Below are 16,057 nucleotides of genomic sequence, written 5' to 3'. Positions count from 1 at the left end.
GACTACGGCCGGCTGGCTGTGTCGGGGTGCCTTGCGGGCGGCGAGCCGGCCCGTCACCCTGCGGGAGCGGGCGGCGGTTGACGGAGCGCGTCGTCGATGATGCCGGGCATCCGCCGGGCCACTCCCGCGAGGAGATCCGCGACCTGCACGCGCGGGTCGTCGCGGGAGTCGACCATCACCAGGCCGGCCAGGGGTGACACCCCGTTCGGCAACGCCCCGGCCCGGTTGACGCCGGCCACCGAACCGTCGCCGTCGTCGGCCAACACCCGCTGGAGGCGGGTCAGCCGGTCGGCCGTCAGGGCGCTCTGTTCGTCGTGGGTCACCAGCACCTGTCGCTGGCCGCCGCTCCAGGACAGGACCGTCTCCGCCAGCGCCGGCAGCAACGGTTCCAGTGGGGGAGGGACCGTGCGGTCGTCGACGTCGAGCCTGGCCACCACGGCCCGCACGTGGCTCGGGTTGAGCCCGTCGAGAACGGCGTCGGCCACCGTGCCGAGCCCGTGTCGCCGCAGCGCGTCCCGGGCCTGAAAGAACCGCCGCACGGTCTGGCCGACCGGAAGCCGCCGCTTCATCCGGACCAGATCGACGAACGCCGACAGGAAGGCACCCCAGTCGCCTCCGGTCGAGCGCCCGGCCTCGTGCAGGGCGAGCGCAGCCGGATGGTGCTCGCGGGCAAGGCGGGTGCCCGCCGCGTACGACGGCTCGGTCAACAGGAAGTCCACGATCCGGGTGACGAGGAAGAACTCCTTGTCGATGAGGTGGACGTGCGCGCGGCCGGCCAGCGCCGCCAGGAACCACTCCAGTGCCTCTTCCGCACCCGAGCCGCGCAGGAACCGGCCGGACTTGAGCTCCTGCGGTGCGAACCGGAATCCGGACCGCAGGGCGGTGATGAGCGCGACCGCCTCGTCGACGGACAGGTCGACGCTCGCGTGCGTGATCACCGGGGCGGTCGAGTGCAGCAGGTTCGTGCCCGAGAATCCCGACTCGTCGCAGGCGATCTCCACCACGGCGCCGACCACCGCCGCGCCGCCCGGCGGCAGTCCACCCTGAAGAGGCGATCTCACCCCCGAGCTCCCGCCATGCCGCCCATGGTCACCCGTGCGCCGGCGGAGAACAACCCGATTGCGTACGGAGCCGTCCGACCGCGTACATCTGATGTATGTCCATCCGGGCTGGTTGTCGTCGGCATTTTTCCGGCGGATCACCGCGCTGTGCCGCGTCGGTCCGCCGCTGCTCACCCGCCTATGCATCTTGCTGACCGGCCAGGGTGGCGCGACATCCATCCATCGATCGACCGTTGCCTATTCTGTGGCCTCGGAGTAACCTTCCCGAAACACATCAGATGTCTGGCTCGCCAAGCCCGGCGTCGGCCTGCTCAGGCAGGGTCCCGGTTGGCCCCACCAAGCGGATCCCCATGTCGAGTCCCACAGTTGTCCCGCTTCGGGGTGGCCGGACTGGTCACCGTTTGGAGGATCGATGTCAGACCTGACCCGACGGCAAGCCCTGAAGATCGGCGCAGCCGGCGCGGGTGGCGCTCTGCTGCCGGTGCCCTGGACCGCCGTGGCCCAGGCGGGCGCGGTGGCGCCGCCGCAGGTGCTGGCCGCCGGGGACCTCGCGCTCTGGTACGACGAAGGGGCCGGCACCGACTGGCTGCGGGCGCTGCCGATCGGCAATGGCCGACTCGGCGCCATGGTCTTCGGCAACGTCGACACCGAGCGACTTCAGCTCAATGAGGACACCGTCTGGGCCGGCGGCCCGCACGACCCCAGCAACCCCAGAGGCGCGGGATCGCTCGCGGAGATCCGGCGGCTGGTCAACGCGAACCAGTGGACCCAGGCCCAGGATCTGATCAACCAGACCATGATGGGCAACCCCGGCGGCCAGCTGGCGTACCAGACCGTCGGCAACCTCCGGCTTGCCTTCGGATCCGCCAGCGGGGCCTCACAGCACAACCGGACGCTCGACCTCACCACCGCCACCGTCACGACGACGTACGTGCTGAACGGCGTTCGTCACCAGCGGGAGGTGTTCGCGAGCGCGCCCGACCAGGTCATCGCGGTGCGACTGACCGCCGATCGGACCGGCTCGATCAGCTTCACCGCCACCTTCGACAGCCCGCAGCGCACCACGGTGTCCAGCCCGGACGGCACCACGATCGGCCTCGACGGCGTCTCCGGAAACATGGAGGGCGTGACCGGCGCGGTCCGCTTCCTCGCCCTGGCCAACGCCACCATCAGCGGTGGCAGCGTGTCCAGCTCCGGCGGCACCCTGCGGGTGACCAACGCCAACAGCGTGACCCTGCTGATCTCCATCGGCTCCAGCTACGTCAACTACCGCAACGTCGGCGGCGACTACCAGGGCATCGCCCGGCAGCGCCTCACCGCCGCCCGGGCCAGCAGCTTCGACCAGCTGCGCAGCCGGCACGTGGCCGACTACCAGGCGCTGTTCGGCCGGGTCACCCTCGACCTGGGCCGCACGTCGGCGGCCGACCAGACGACGGACGTCCGGATCGCCCAGCACAACAGCGTCAACGACCCGCAGTTCTCGGCGCTGCTGTTCCAGTACGGCCGGTACCTGCTGATCTCGTCGTCGCGACCCGGCACCCAGCCGGCGAACCTCCAGGGCATCTGGAACGACTCGCTGGCTCCGGCGTGGGACTCGAAGTACACGATCAACGCCAACCTGCCGATGAACTACTGGCCGGCCAACACCACCAACCTGGCCGAGTGCCACAGCCCGGTCTTCGACATGGTCAGAGATCTCGCCGTCACCGGAGCGCGGACCGCCCAGGTGCAGTACGGCGCCGGTGGCTGGGTCACCCATCACAACACCGACGCGTGGCGGGCCACCGCGGTGGTGGACGGCGCGTTCTGGGGCATGTGGCAGACCGGCGGCGCCTGGTTGTCCACGTTGATCTGGGACCATTACCTGTTCAACGGCGACATCGAGTTCCTGCGGACGAACTACCCGGCCATGAAGGGCGCGGCGCAGTTCTTCCTCAACACCCTGGTGACCGAGCCGACCCTCGGCTACCTGGTCACCAACCCGTCGAACTCGCCGGAGCTCAGCCACCACGCGAACGCCAGCGTGTGCGCCGGCCCCACCATGGACAACCAGATCCTGCGGGACCTGTTCGACGCGTGCGCCCGGGCGAGCGAGATCCTCGACGTGGACAGCACCTTCCGGGCGCAGGTTCGCGCCACCCGGGACCGGCTCCCACCCATGAAGATCGGCTCTCGCGGCAACATCATGGAGTGGCTCTACGACTGGGTGGAGACCGAGCCCAACCACCGGCACATCTCGCACCTGTACGGGCTGGCGCCCAGCAACCAGATCACCAAGCGCGGCACGCCGCAGCTGTTCGAGGCGGCCCGGCGGACCCTGGCGCTGCGCGGCGACGACGGAACGGGCTGGTCGCTGGCCTGGAAAATCAACTTCTGGGCTCGGATGGAGGAGGGCAAACGGGCGCACGACCTGATCCGCTACCTCGCCACCACCGCCCGACTCGCGCCGAACATGTTCGACCTGCACCCGCCGTTCCAGATCGACGGCAACTTCGGCGCCACCGCCGGCATCGCCGAGATGCTGTTGCAGAGCCACGCCGGTGAACTGCACGTTCTGCCCGCGCTGCCGCCGGCCTGGCCGAGCGGACGGGTGACCGGCCTGCGCGGCCGGGGTGGGCACACGGTCGGTATCACGTGGGCGAGCGGCCAGGCCAGCGAGATCCTCATCCGACCGGACCGGGCCGGCACCGTCCGCCTGCGCTCCCGGATCCTGACCGGCACCGTCACGGTGGTCGACACCGCCGACGGGACGGCGGCCCGGACCACCCGGATCGACTCCGACCTGATCGACGTCACCGTGCAGGCCGGACGCACCTACCGGGTCACCAGTTCCGGTGCCACCACACCGACTCTGGAGCAGAGCTTCAGCAACGTCGGCATCACCAACGACAGCAACACCAACGTCGGCAACTTCGACGGCGGCGGGGCTTCGCTCTCCGCGCAGGCCCTGGCGCAGGCCGGCGCCAGCCCGGGTGGCACGGTGAGCCGCAACGGGGTCAACTTCCGCTGGCCCAACGTCAGCTCCGGGGCCGCCGACAACGCCATCGCCTCGGGCCAGACCATCGGGGTGACCGGCACCGGCAGCACGCTCGGCTTCCTGCTCACCGGCACCTACGGCGCGGTGTCGGGAACCGGCACCGTGGTCTACGCCGACGGCACCCGCCAGACGTTCACGCTGAGCACGCCTGACTGGTACGGCGGACCGCACTCCGGGGGCACCGCGGCCATCGTGTCCGCGTACCAGAACCGGCCCAACAACGGCCGCCAGGCCACTGCCGCCTGCATCTACTACGTGGGTGTCGCGTTGCAGAGCAAGGCGGTGGCCTCGGTCGTGCTGCCCAACATCAGCGCACGCGCCGCGACGAACGTGCCGACCATGCACATCTTCGCCATCGCGATCGGGAGCTGACGGCAACGAGTCCCGCTTGGGGGAGCGTGACCGGGCCCGTCCCAACCGGGGACGGGCCCGGTCGCGGCTTGCGGTGCTGCGGTGGCTTCCGGGCTGTGGGCGCAGCCGGCGGTCGGTGGCGACCTGTCGGTCGGCTCCGTCGGGGCGGACGCGGTATTGAGCGGTATACCTCAGAGGTATGAATATGACTCTGAGGTATACCGCTCAACAGCACATCGGCATGCTGGTTCAGCGGATGCGCTCGCCGCGGCTCTCGATCCGGAAGTAGTCGAAGGCGACGTCGAGGTCGGTGGAGGTGCCGGCCCGGTTGAAGGCCAGCAGCCCGGCCTTCGTCGCCTCGGCGTTCAGCGTCTGGGAGCCGATGTAGCGGTAGACGCTTCCGTCGGTGGAGTAGTAGGCGCGGTAACTGTCACCGACCTTGGTCAGTCGCAGCCAGATGGCGCCGTCGGCTCCGACGATCCGCTGAGCGTCGGCGCCGGTGATCTCCAGTGTCGACACCGTGCCGTTCTGCTCGCGCAGGAAGACGATCCGGGCCTTGTGGACAGCCGCGGTAGCGTTGCCCATCTCCCAGGCGAGCTTCACGTAGTTGTTGTCGTCGGCGTACCCGAGAACACCGCCCTGCTCGTTGTTGGTGGCGAGCGGTCGGGAGAAGACGACCCGGGATTCGGCCGTCCAGTCGCCGTCGACATCCTGGAGGGCCAGGTTCCTCGCGGTGTTGGTGTTGCCCTGGAGGTCGCCCTGCTGGGCGGTGACGACCAGGGACCCGTCGGCCAGACGCCGGCTGCTCTCGTCCGGCCGGACCCACTGCCACTGCGGGCCGAGCTGGGTCGAGTCGAACTCGTCGCTGCCGGTGAGGGTGGTGTTCAGGTCGACGGTGTAGACCGACGACGCGCCGCCGTTCGAGACGGTGACCCGTGCCTGGCCGGTGGGGCTGGTCGCCTGCTCGACCGTGACCGAGGCAGCGGGGTCGGCGGCGCTGGCGGTGACCGTCGGCACGGTCGTGGTGCCGGCCGGCCTGAGGGCGTTGTAGCGCAGCACCGTCGGCGAGAAGGACGCCAGGCGCTCGCCGTCGACGCGCAGGGCCGTCAGCGTCGTGTCGGGCACCAGGTTGAAGACGTAGTTCTTCACCAGGGGGCCGAAGAAACTCTCCGTGGTGACCTTGACGACCGCCTGACCGGGTACGCCGGCAGCCTGGGAGATGATCTCGTAGCGGGCCTTCCGGTCGGCCGTGCGCACCGTGGTGATGGTCGGCGATGCCCCGGCCGGAACCGGGATGGTGTACGAGGTGTCCGACAGGTTGAAGCCGCCGAAACTCTTCCCGTTCACCACGATCGTCGCCGACAGCGGCGCGTCGTCGACCGGGATGTCCCGACCGCTGAACTCCTTCCAGTAGTTCACCGAGGTGTCCCGCCAGTCGGCGGCGTCCGCCTCGTGGACCGCCAGCTTGGCGCGTACCTCGGCGAACCGGCGTGCGTCGATCTCGGTCTGGAGCGTGTCCCAGGTCTCCCGCATCCAGGTCACGTACTGCACGCCCATCTGGTAGCGGTAGACCAGCTCCTTCCAGAACGTCCGGCCGCTGTCCATCCGGTGGCCCCACGGCACGTGGTGGAACCACATCAGCAGGTTCTCCGGAACCGAGTCGATGTTCCCGTAGCGCTGTTGTAGGCGGGGGAAGTACTGGGCGGCCAGGTTGCTGCCGGTGGGGGAGCGGTCGAAGCCCAGACCGACACTGTCGGCCTTGTTGTAGTAGATCGGGCTCCAGTCGTCGCGGCCGGCCCAGTCGGCGGGGTCGGGACGGTAGTGGGCGCCCTCGGCGAACTGGTGGCCGATGCCCAGCGGGGTCTGGTAGCTGACCAGCGACTCCCACGACCCCATCATCATCTTGCGGATGGTGTCGACGACGCGCCGGTCGTTGCTCCAGGTCATCCGCGTCCAGTCGGTCGCGATGTCCGCCGCGTCGAGCGTCCAGTCCCACGCCTGGCGTCCGAAGGCGAAGAGGTTCGCCTGGGAGAAGTGGTGCCCCGTCAGGTTGTCGGCGTTGCCGAGGTTGGCGACACCCACGATGGCGGTGTCCGGGTGGTGCTGGGCGGTCCCGTCGACGATGTTGCCGACCAGGCGCTTCTTCAGCAGCTTCCCGTTCGCGTCGGTCGCGTACGTGTCGGTCTTGAGGATCTCCTCGTACATCGGGCCGAGGTAGGCCAGCATCCAGTTCTGGCCGGTGTACTCCTGCGTGATCTGGAGTTCCAGGGCCTGGTTGGTGTTCTCCATCCGACCGAACATCGGGTGGATGGGCTCCCGGGCCTGGAAGTCCAGTGGCCCGTTCTTGGTCTGGAGGAACACGTTGTCGGCGAAGCGTCCCCGGCTGCCGTCCGGCTGGACCTCGTCGTCGATCGGCCCGAACTCCAGGTAGGCCCGCTTGAGCCGGTCGTTGTCGACCTCGGCGTTGTAGACGAACGTCCGCCAGTGCACGGTCATCCCGAGCGGCGCCACCGCGGCGGCGATGGCGTTGGCGCCGTCACCGTGGTCGTACCCGAAGTCCTGTGGCCCCGGCTGGCCCTCGGAGTTGGCCTTGACGGTGAGGCCCATGAAGTCCGGGATCGCGGCCTGGATCTGCTGGGCCCGGCGGTGCCACCAGCCCCGGAAATCGGCGCCGTACGGGTCGAGCTGGCTGTTGGTCAGGGTGTCCGGCGCGAACCGGCTGTCGGTGGGGGCGGTGTAGCGGATCGACAGGCCCAGCTTGATGCCGTACGGACGCAGCGCGTCGGCGAGGGCGGCCTCCTGCGCGATGCGGGCGCTCGTCAGGTACGCGTTGTCGGCGTTGACGTTGTTGATGGTGATGCCGTTGATGCCCAGGGACGCCAGCGCGCGGGCCATGACGAGGTAGCGGTCGAGGATGACGGGCAGATTCCGGCCGGCGCTGGCCCCGGTCGCGGCGAAGTTGAAGATCGCCCCGCTCTCCCCGTTCAGCCCGCCCAGCCCGGAGGCGTTGTTGCCGGCGTAGAGACGCTCGGTCTCCCAGTTGTTCAGCAACCGATGTTTGATCTTCGGTGATTCCGCGACGCGGAGGTGGTCGATGGGTTTCTGGGTCTGCAGGAGCCGGAGGAAGGCGAAGGTGCCGTACAGGGCGCCGAGGTCGGTGTTGCCGGCGATGACGGTGAACCGCGCCCCGCCCTTCGACACCGAGCGGACGAGGTAGCCCTCGTTGCCCACCTTGGCCAGGTCGCGGGTGGCGACGCTGCGGCTTACCAGCGGCGAACTCGCCGGCGTGCCCACCACGACCGCGCCGTCCGGGACGGTGCCGCCGTCGACCGTGGCCACGGGTGTCGGCTGACCGAGCAGCCCGCCCAGGCCGCGTACCAGTTCGTCCCGTGCGGCGCCCAGCGTGGTCTCGACAAGCTTCTCGGTGGAACCGGGAGCCATGGCGAGGTCCGTCGTGTGCCGGTGGACCTTCGTGGCGTCGGCGTTCTCGACCACGATCGCCGTGGCCGCGCGGCGGTAGTCGCGCAGCAGCTTCGCGTCGTCGACCGGCACGTACCGCAGCCACAGGTCGGAGCCGCTGTAGTCGTCCGGTGAGGCGGCCGCAGCGACCGGCGTGGTGGTGGCGACCGTCAGGGTGGCCGCGACCGTGGCGAGTGCCGTGCCCAGCACGATGAGGGTTCGCCGTAGCCGGGGCACCGAAGCTCGGTTCATCGCCATCTCCTCGTTCGTCCGCTGGGGCGTCGTTGCGTCCGTCCCGCGAGCGCAACGACGTTGCTGGATGGATGCGCGCCGATCCTTCCCGGCACGGCTCCGCCTCGGCAACGAGTTGTCGTTTCTTGTCGCGGGGCGGTACGGCCTCACGGCCGGTGGGCCGCCGGGTCGGTCACGGACCGCTGCCGTACCCACGCTGGTCGGGTCCGACCGGGGTTCGGGTTGCGTACGGCCGTCGAGTCGCGAACCACGAGGCGCACCGGCAGGACCATCGGCCGGCCGGTGTGCCCGGGCGCCCCCTCGATCATCGTGAGCAGGTGCCGGGTCGCGGCCGAACCCTCCGCGTAGAGCGGCGCCGCGACGGTGGTGAGCCCGGGTGTGACGATGTCGGCGGCGAGGATGTTGTCGAAACCCACGACGCTGACGTCGCCCGGAACGTTGACGCCCATCCGGCTGAGGCCGCGGATGATCCCGATGGCCATCTGGTCGTTGAAGGCGAGGACCGCCGTCGCGGGACGCGCACACAGCTCCTGCGCGGCCCGCTCACCTCCCGCCATGGTGGGGCTGAACGGCCCGATCTGGCGGACCTTGATCTCCAGTTCCATGCCCGCTTCGAGCAGCGACCGCCAGCGGACGCCGTTGGGCCAGGACGCCTGCGGTCCCGCGACGTAGGTGATGTGGTCGTGCCCCAGTTCGCCGAGGTGCTCGGCGGCCCGCCGCACCCCACGGGGGTTGTCCGTGACGACGCAGGGCACGTCGGCGAGAGCGCGGTTGAGGACCACCACCGGCCGTTGCTTGGCGACCATCCGGATGGCCGAGTCGGACATCCGGCTGCTGGCCAGCACGATGCCGTCGACTGTCGACATGGCGCGCTCGACCGCCGCCCGTTCCAGCCGGTCGGACTCCTGGGCGTCGATGAGCACGGTGGTGTACTCGCCGTCCGTCGCCGCCTCCTGCGCGCCGCGCACGATCTCCGCGTACACCGGGTTGGTGATGTCGGCGATGACCAGCGCGATCATCTGCGTGCGCGACGTGGTGAGGGCGCGAGCGAGGGGATTGGTGCGGTAGCCCAACCGCTCGGCGACCTGCCGGATCCGCTCGGCGGTCTCGGAGTTGACGCGACTCGGTCGGGAGAAGGCACGGGACACCGTGGACGGTGAGACGTCCGCCTCGACGGCGACGTCGTAGATGGTGACTCTCTTCTCGGGCGGCCTGATGTGGTCGGGCATCTTCATGCTCCTCCCGGCTACGCGCCGTGATCATGGTATGGCGGCCGTGAATACTCGGCAATGCCCCCGCAACAATCCAGCTGCCCGATCCGCATTCGCGCGAGGCAATACATGGCAACCCGTTGCCGCCGCGGCGCGCCGGCTGTCTCAATCAGCAGGGATGACACCTGGCGGAGGGAACGGCTCATGGGTATCTCGCGGCGCGGCGCTCTCCTGGTCACGGCATCGTCGCTCCTGGTGGGCGCGGTCGGGTGCGGAGCACCCGAGGCTCCCGGCGACTCCACGGGCGACAGCACCGGCGAGGTGCCACAGCGGCCTGGCAAGGCTGTCACGCTCAACGTCCTCGACGTGGCGGGCAACCTCCAGCTGACCCAGGGGATGATCGACGAGTTCGTCTCGAAGAACCCCGACGTGATCTCCCGGGTGACCTATTCGAAGGCGCCGGCACCCGAGCTGGCTGGGAAGATCAAGGCCCAGCAGGGGGCGGACCGGGTGGACATCGGTCTTGTGCTGACCGGCGTCGACGGCCTGGCCGCCGGGATCGAGCAGGGGCTCTGGATCGACGTGTTGCCGACCTTCCAGGACCGCCTCGGCGGGATGAGCAACTACCTGGCGCCGGCCGCCGCGATGCAGCAGCTTGCCGGCAACGCGGGCGTCACCGTCACCTACTACCCGTCGGGTCCGCTGCTCGAATATCTGCCGTCGCGCCTCGCGACGCCACCCACCAGCGCGGACGCGCTGCTCGCCTGGGCCAGGGCCAACCCCAGGAAATTCCAGTACGCCCGCCCGGCCAACTCCGGCCCGGGCCGGACGTTCCTGATGGGTCTGCCCTACATCCTCAAAGACTCGAACCCCAAGGACCCCACCGCGGGATGGGACAAGACGTGGGCCTTCCTCAAGGAGTTGGGCCAGTACGTCGACTACTACCCGTCCGGCACCACCGAGACGATGAAGAACCTCGCCAACGGCACCGCGCACCTCATCGTCAGCACGACCGGTTGGGACATCAACCCGCGGGTACTCGGCACGGTGCCCAAGGAGGCCAGGATCACCCCGATCGACGGCTTCCACTGGGTCACCGACGCGCACTACGCCGTCATGCCCAAGGGTGTGTCGACCGACACCCAGGCCGCGGTGCTGGCCCTGCTGGCGTTCATGCTCACTCCTGAACAGCAGGCGAAGGCGTACGACGAGGGCTACTTCTACCCGGGCCCGGCCATCAAGGAGGTTCAGCTCTCGTCGGCGCCGCAGAAGAGCCAGGACGCGATCCGGGAGTTCGGTCGCCCCGAGTACGACGCGCTGATCGCCGGGAACCCGACCGAGGTCCCACTCGACGCGAAGAGCCTGGTGGCGGCGTTCAGCCGCTGGGATCGCGAGATCGGTGGCGGGAAGGTCAAGCAGGGATGAGCGCCTTCACCCAGCTGCGGCTGGACGGGGTGTCCCGCCGGTTCGGGGGCCAGGCCGCGCTCACCGAGCTGGACCTGACGATCGAGGCGGGGGAGTTCATCGCCCTGCTCGGCCCCTCCGGCTGCGGCAAGTCGACGGCGTTGAACTGTCTGGCCGGGCTGCTGCCGTTGACGGCGGGGAGCATCTGGCAGGACGAGCGCCGCATCGACACGCTGCCACCGGAGCGGCGCGGCTTCGGCATGGTGTTCCAGAGCTACGCCCTCTTCCCGCACCTGACGGTCCGGGCGAACATCGCCTTCGGGCTGCGCATGCGGCGACTGCCCAAGGAGGAGACGCGCCGGCGTACGGCGGAGGCGGTGCGGCTGGTGCGACTGGAGGACCACGTCGACAAGTTGCCCGGTCAGCTCTCGGGTGGTCAGCAGCAACGCGTCGCCATCGCCCGCGCCGTCGTGTTCGAGCCGTCCCTGGTGTTGATGGACGAGCCGTTGAGCAACCTCGACGCCAAGCTGCGCCTGGAGATGCGTACCGAGATCCGCCGGCTGCACCAGTCGCTGGGGCTCACCACCGTCTACGTGACCCACGACCAGGAGGAGGCGCTCTCCCTGGCCGACCGGCTGGTGGTGCTGCGGGAGGGGCGGGTGCAGCAGATCGGCTCGCCGCGCGAGCTGCACACCCGGCCGGCCAACTGGCACGTCGCCGACTTCATGGGCTACCGCAACCTGTGGCGGGGGCGGGTGGAGCAGTCCGACGGCGCCCGGGCCACCGTCGAGTCGTCCGGTCACCGCCTGCTCGGCGAGGTGGTGGGGGACCTCCAGGCCCGCGCGGACGCGGTGGTCGCGGTACGCCCCGAGGACATCCGCGTCGACGCGCCCGGCGAGACCCGCAACGCCCTGTCGGCGACGGTCGAGGTGGTGGAGTACCAGGGCCGCGAGTTGGCGGCCGAGGCCCGCACCGACACCGGGCTGCTGCTGCACCTGCGCACCGAGCAGCGGATCGCCCCGGGCGACCAGGTCAAGCTCGCCGTCGACCCACAGCGGCTGCTCGTCTATCCCGCCGACGCGTCGACGCAGCCCGACCGCCTCGCGGACGCCTCGGGGGCGACGCGGTGAGCGGCGCCGGGCCCGGGAGGCCGCTGGCGCACTGGCAGCACCGTCTCGCCGAGCGGGGCGTCGACCGTCAGCTCTGGTTGTTGGTCCCGGCGCTGGTCTTCGTCGTCGCCCTGTTCCTCTACCCGTTCTTCTACGGGCTGACCCTCTCGTTCCAGCCGACCAGGGGCGGGCCGTTCAGCGACTACGCCCGGTTTTTCTCCGACTCCTACGAGCGGGGCACGATCTGGATCACGCTGCGGATCGCGTTGCCCGCCGCGCTCCTGAACGTCCTCGCCGCCGTGCCGATCGCCTACCGGATGCGCGGCCGGTTCCGGGGCAAGCGGCTGGTCACCACGCTGCTGGTCGTGCCGATCACGCTCGGCACCGTCCTCACCGCGCAGGGGTTGCTGAACTTCCTCGGCCCGACCGGCTGGTTCAACCGGATCCTGCTGGCCACCACCCTCGTCGACGAGCCGGTGCGGCTGACCCACAACTACTGGGGCGTGTTCTTCTCGCTGGTGATCACCGGCTTTCCGTTCGCGTTCCTGCTGGTGCTCTCGTACCTGTCCGGCATCGACCCGACCCTGGAACGGGCGGCCGCGACGCTGGGCGCGGACTGGCGTCGCCGGTTCACCCGGATCACCCTGCCGCTGCTGATGCCCGGTCTCGCCACGACCTTCTGCCTGACGTTCGTCCTGGCGTTCAGCGTGTTCCCGTCGGCGGTTCTGGTCGGCAACCCGGCCGGGGAGACCCGGGTCATCTCCCTCGCCGCGTACCAGGCGGCGTACGAGCAGTACGACTACCCGTACGCCTCGGCGATCGCCATGATCATGGGTTTCGTCGAGCTGGTCATCATCGCGGTGGTGCTGGCCGCCCGTAGCCGTTTCTACACCGGCTCCACCGGAGGCAAGGGCTGATGGCAACGACCACCCAGGCGCCACCAGCGCGGCCCCCCGCCACCAGCACCGACCGGCGGCGGCGCATCGCCGCGCGGCCGGCCGCCTGGATCGTGTGGGGCGTCGTCATCTTCTTCTTCCTCAACCTGCTGGGCGTCGTGGCGTCCGTGCTGGTCAGTTCGTTCGGCCAGCGCTGGTTCGACACCTGGCTCCCGGACGGCTACACCACCAGCTGGTACGCCCGGGCCTGGGACGAGTTCGCGCTTCTCCAGGTCATCGTCGTGACCCTGGAGGTCTCCGTACTCGTCGTGGGCCTCTCGCTGGTGATCGGCGTGCCGGCCGCCTACGCCCTCGCGCGGCGCTCGTTCCCGGGCAAACGGTTGATCTTTCTCGTGTTCCTGCTGCCCATCCTGATGCCCCCGATCACGTACGGCATCCCGCTGGCGACAGTCCTCTACAAGTTCGGCCTGGCCGGGCACATGTCCGGGGTGGTGCTCGCCAACCTCGTACCGTCGGTGCCCTTCGTCATCCTGACCATGACCCCGTTCATCGAGCAGATCGACCCGCGGATCGAGAGCGCCGCGCGCATGTGCGGCGCGGGCCTGCGGACGGTGTTCCTCCGGGTCCTCACGCCGCTGCTCGTGCCGGGCATCCTCGCCTCCGCAATCCTGGTGCTGGTCCGGACCGTGGGCATGTTCGAGCTCACCTTCCTGACCGCGGGGCCCGACTCGCAGACCCTGGTGGTGGCGCTCTACTACTCGATGTCCGCGTCCGGGATCAGGGCCCAGCAGTCGGTCGACGCCATGGCGGTCATCTACACCTCGATGATGCTGGTCCTGCTCGTCGTCGCGCTGCGCTACGTCAACCCGACCCAGCTCGTGGCGCAGGTCAAGGACGAGCCGGAGCACTGAGGCCGGCGCTGGCCGCCTCGTCGAGGATCTCACCCAGGCGACCCGCGACCGTGATGAGCGCCGGCAGCCTGGTTCGCAGACCGCGATAGGCCGCGGCGAGAGCCGGGTCGACCGCGACGGGCTCGCCGCCGGCGACCCCCGGATCGAGCTGGGTGACCGCCTCCTGAAGACCGGAGGTGTGGCCGATCGCGAAGAGCCCGAGCGCCGCCGCGCCGAGGGTGACGTGGTCGGCCACACCCGCGACCCGGACCGGGCAGTCCAGGACCGCCGCCATCACCTCGCGCCACAGCGGAGACCGGAAGGCGCCCCCGGTCAGGCGGACGCTGCCGATCGGCGTCAGCTCGGCCAGACGGTCACGGACACCACCGAGTTGCAGGCAGACGCCCTCCACGGCGGCCCGGACCAGGTGGCCGCGCGAGTGCTCGCTGCGCAGCCCCAGGAACGCGCCCGCCGGGGCACAGCCCTGCGGCGGCGCCTCGTCGGCCCGCAGGTAGGGCAGCATCACGAGACCGTCGCTGCCCGGTGCGATCCGCTCGGCGAGATCCAGCAGCGCGGGCGCGGCACGGTCGTCACCGAGGACACGTCCCGCCCACCGGACGACGTTGCCGCCGTTGCTGACCGCCCCGCCGACAACCCACGCGTCGTCGGTCAACGCACCGCAGGAGAACGTTTCGACCGGGTCGAAGAGGGGAGCCTCGACGACCGTCCGCAGGGCCCCGGTGGCCCCGAGCGTCAGGCCACCGACGGTCGGGTCGATCGCCGCCGCGCCCAGACTCCGCAACGGACCGTCTCCCGCCCCGACGACGACCGGTGTGCCGGAGGGCAGGCCGACCGCGCGCCCGGCCGTCGGCGACAACCGCAACACCGCCGTCGTGGGCAGGACCGGGGGCAGCTGACTCTCAGACACCCCGGCGAGATCGAGGACGGCCGGACTCCACCCCCGACGGTGCACGTCGAACATCCCGGTCCCGGAGGCCGAGGACAACTCGGTCACCAACATCCCGGTGAGCCGGAGGACCACATAGTCCTTGAGACCGACCCACCACCGCGTCGCCGTGCAGAGGTACGGCTCGTGACGGGCGAACCACAGGAGCTTGCAGAGCGGGTTCATCGGGTGCACGGCGGTGCCCGTCAACCGGTGCAGCTCCCGGCTCTGACCGGACAACCGCAGCTCACGGGCCGCCTCCGACGCCCGCGTGTCACGCCGGGTCAGCAGCGGCGTCACCGGCGTCATCGCCGCGTCCAGCCCGATCAGGCCGTACCGGGCGGAACTCAGCGAGAGGGCGACCACCTCCGCCCCGGCGGTGCCGGCCACACACGCGGACATCGCCGCCACTGTGGCCGCCATCAGCACGTCCGGCTCCTGCACCTGCCAGCCGGGCATCGGCTCCAGCAGGGGGTACTCTCGCGTCGCGACGTGTCGCGCGGTGCCGTCCAGAGCGAACGCGACAGCCCGCACGGCCCTGGTGCCCACGTCGACTCCGACGATCACCCGACGCTCCGGCCCCATCCGCACATGGTCGAGCGGTGTTCGGCGGGCCGGCAAGCGGTTGCGCGCAGTTGTCGTCACTGCGGACCGCCGGGCTCAGACCAGGAACTCCTCCCGCATCCGCGCGCCCAGGTTGATCCCGCCCACCGCCCGAGGGCCGGCCGGATCGTGCACGGCGACGGTGTTGTTGCGACGCATCAGCTCCCGGACCGCGGGCGGCAGTCGCGGCGGGTCCTCCATGGCCGCGAGGACCTGACCGGCGCTGACGATCAGTCGATCGGCCAGGGTGGCGGCGTCGGTGTCCACCCGCACCCGGCCGTACTCCCAGCCGGAGGTGGTCAGGTCGAGCACCTCGAACACGCGGGTCACCAGCGGGTTCGGGTCGGTCACCCGGTCGAGCCGGGGCGCCCGGTTGCCGACCACCGTGACGGCGGCGGCCACCTGCGCGTACGGGTGGAAGCCACACGGCAACGCGAACAGCGGCCAGCGCAGGGCCGGACCGGCCTCCTTCCACAGCGGCCGGTAGTTGCGGCGGTGCACCAGCAGCCGCCGGCCGGTCCGTCGGTGGATCTCCTGGGCCTGGGCCTGAAGGTCCACGTGGGCCTCGTCGGCGACCTGACTCACGATCCGGGTCGCCACCACCAGGCCGTCGTCACTGTCGAGCGAACCGGTGAGCGCGTCGACCTGCTCGTTGAACCGGATCCGCGCGTGGGGGCCGTACCGGGACTGGACGTCGTGCAGCAGCGCCTGCTGGCGTCCCGGGTCGAGCTGGACCTTTCTACCGCCCAGCAATCGACGGAGCCAACGCATGTCGCCTCGATTCAGCAGAGCCGTCGCGGACGGCGGCAATGCTAGTGCGTCGACCCTCCCTCATGTT

The 16,057-nt window shown here is 70.2% G+C and carries 10 protein-coding genes; 5 read left to right on the top strand and 5 right to left on the bottom strand.

The window, feature by feature from the left end:
• Positions 1–53 precede the first annotated feature (53 nt).
• Entirely contained in the window at positions 54–1,061 is a 1,008-nt protein-coding gene (locus AC5L30_RS21430; RefSeq protein ID WP_494869384.1) for a DUF3800 domain-containing protein, read from the bottom strand.
• A gap of 412 nt (positions 1,062–1,473) precedes the next feature.
• Here AC5L30_RS21430 and AC5L30_RS21425 point away from each other — a divergent pair, with 412 nt between their 5' ends.
• Entirely contained in the window at positions 1,474–4,470 is a 2,997-nt protein-coding gene (locus tag AC5L30_RS21425) for a glycoside hydrolase family 95 protein (protein WP_494869383.1), read from the top strand.
• 228 nt (positions 4,471–4,698) lie between these two features.
• Here AC5L30_RS21425 and AC5L30_RS21420 read toward each other — a convergent pair whose 3' ends face one another.
• Together AC5L30_RS21420 and AC5L30_RS21415 are read right to left on the bottom strand one after the other, a co-directional pair.
• Entirely contained in the window at positions 4,699–8,160 is a 3,462-nt protein-coding gene (locus AC5L30_RS21420) for an alpha-glucuronidase family glycosyl hydrolase (protein ID WP_494869382.1), read from the bottom strand.
• Between the two features lie 146 nt (positions 8,161–8,306).
• Positions 8,307–9,389 carry a LacI family DNA-binding transcriptional regulator gene (locus tag AC5L30_RS21415; RefSeq protein ID WP_494869381.1) on the bottom strand — a complete coding sequence of 361 codons (1,083 nt, stop codon included), beginning with the start codon at positions 9,387–9,389 and terminating at the stop codon, positions 8,307–8,309.
• 186 nt (positions 9,390–9,575) lie between these two features.
• On the opposite strand from AC5L30_RS21415, the gene AC5L30_RS21410 reads away from it, so the two are divergent.
• Genes AC5L30_RS21410 through AC5L30_RS21395 form a run of 4 tightly spaced genes read left to right on the top strand, consistent with a single transcriptional unit; the run spans position 9,576 to position 13,691 of the window.
• Positions 9,576–10,796 carry an ABC transporter substrate-binding protein gene (locus tag AC5L30_RS21410; RefSeq protein WP_494869379.1) on the top strand — a complete coding sequence of 407 codons (1,221 nt, stop codon included), beginning with the start codon at positions 9,576–9,578 and terminating at the stop codon, positions 10,794–10,796.
• Positions 10,793–11,905, top strand: coding sequence for an ABC transporter ATP-binding protein (locus AC5L30_RS21405; protein ID WP_494869377.1), 1,113 nt, complete (start codon positions 10,793–10,795; stop codon positions 11,903–11,905). Before AC5L30_RS21410 ends, AC5L30_RS21405 begins: the two co-directional genes overlap by 4 nt.
• Complete coding sequence (locus AC5L30_RS21400) at positions 11,902–12,801, top strand: ABC transporter permease (RefSeq protein ID WP_494869376.1); 900 nt, start codon at positions 11,902–11,904, stop codon at positions 12,799–12,801. Before AC5L30_RS21405 ends, AC5L30_RS21400 begins: the two co-directional genes overlap by 4 nt.
• Positions 12,801–13,691 carry an ABC transporter permease gene (locus AC5L30_RS21395; protein ID WP_091406994.1) on the top strand — a complete coding sequence of 297 codons (891 nt, stop codon included), beginning with the start codon at positions 12,801–12,803 and terminating at the stop codon, positions 13,689–13,691. The genes AC5L30_RS21400 and AC5L30_RS21395 overlap by 1 nt, the downstream gene beginning before the upstream one ends.
• Here the strand turns inward: AC5L30_RS21395 and AC5L30_RS21390 are convergent.
• A complete protein-coding gene (locus AC5L30_RS21390) occupies positions 13,669–15,201 on the bottom strand; it encodes a gluconokinase (protein WP_494869374.1) in 1,533 nt (510 codons plus the stop codon). The two genes, AC5L30_RS21395 and AC5L30_RS21390, sit on opposite strands and share 23 nt — an antisense overlap.
• A gap of 75 nt (positions 15,202–15,276) precedes the next feature.
• Positions 15,277–15,972: a hypothetical protein gene (locus tag AC5L30_RS21385; protein ID WP_494869373.1), complete on the bottom strand. Its 696-nt coding sequence runs from the start codon at positions 15,970–15,972 to the stop codon at positions 15,277–15,279.
• Positions 15,973–16,057 lie beyond the last annotated feature (85 nt).

The sequence above is a fragment of the Micromonospora sp. BQ32 genome, assembly GCF_059358895.1.
The sequence above is the reverse complement of the archived record's forward strand: the minus strand, read 5'-3'. Positions and strand labels throughout refer to the sequence as shown.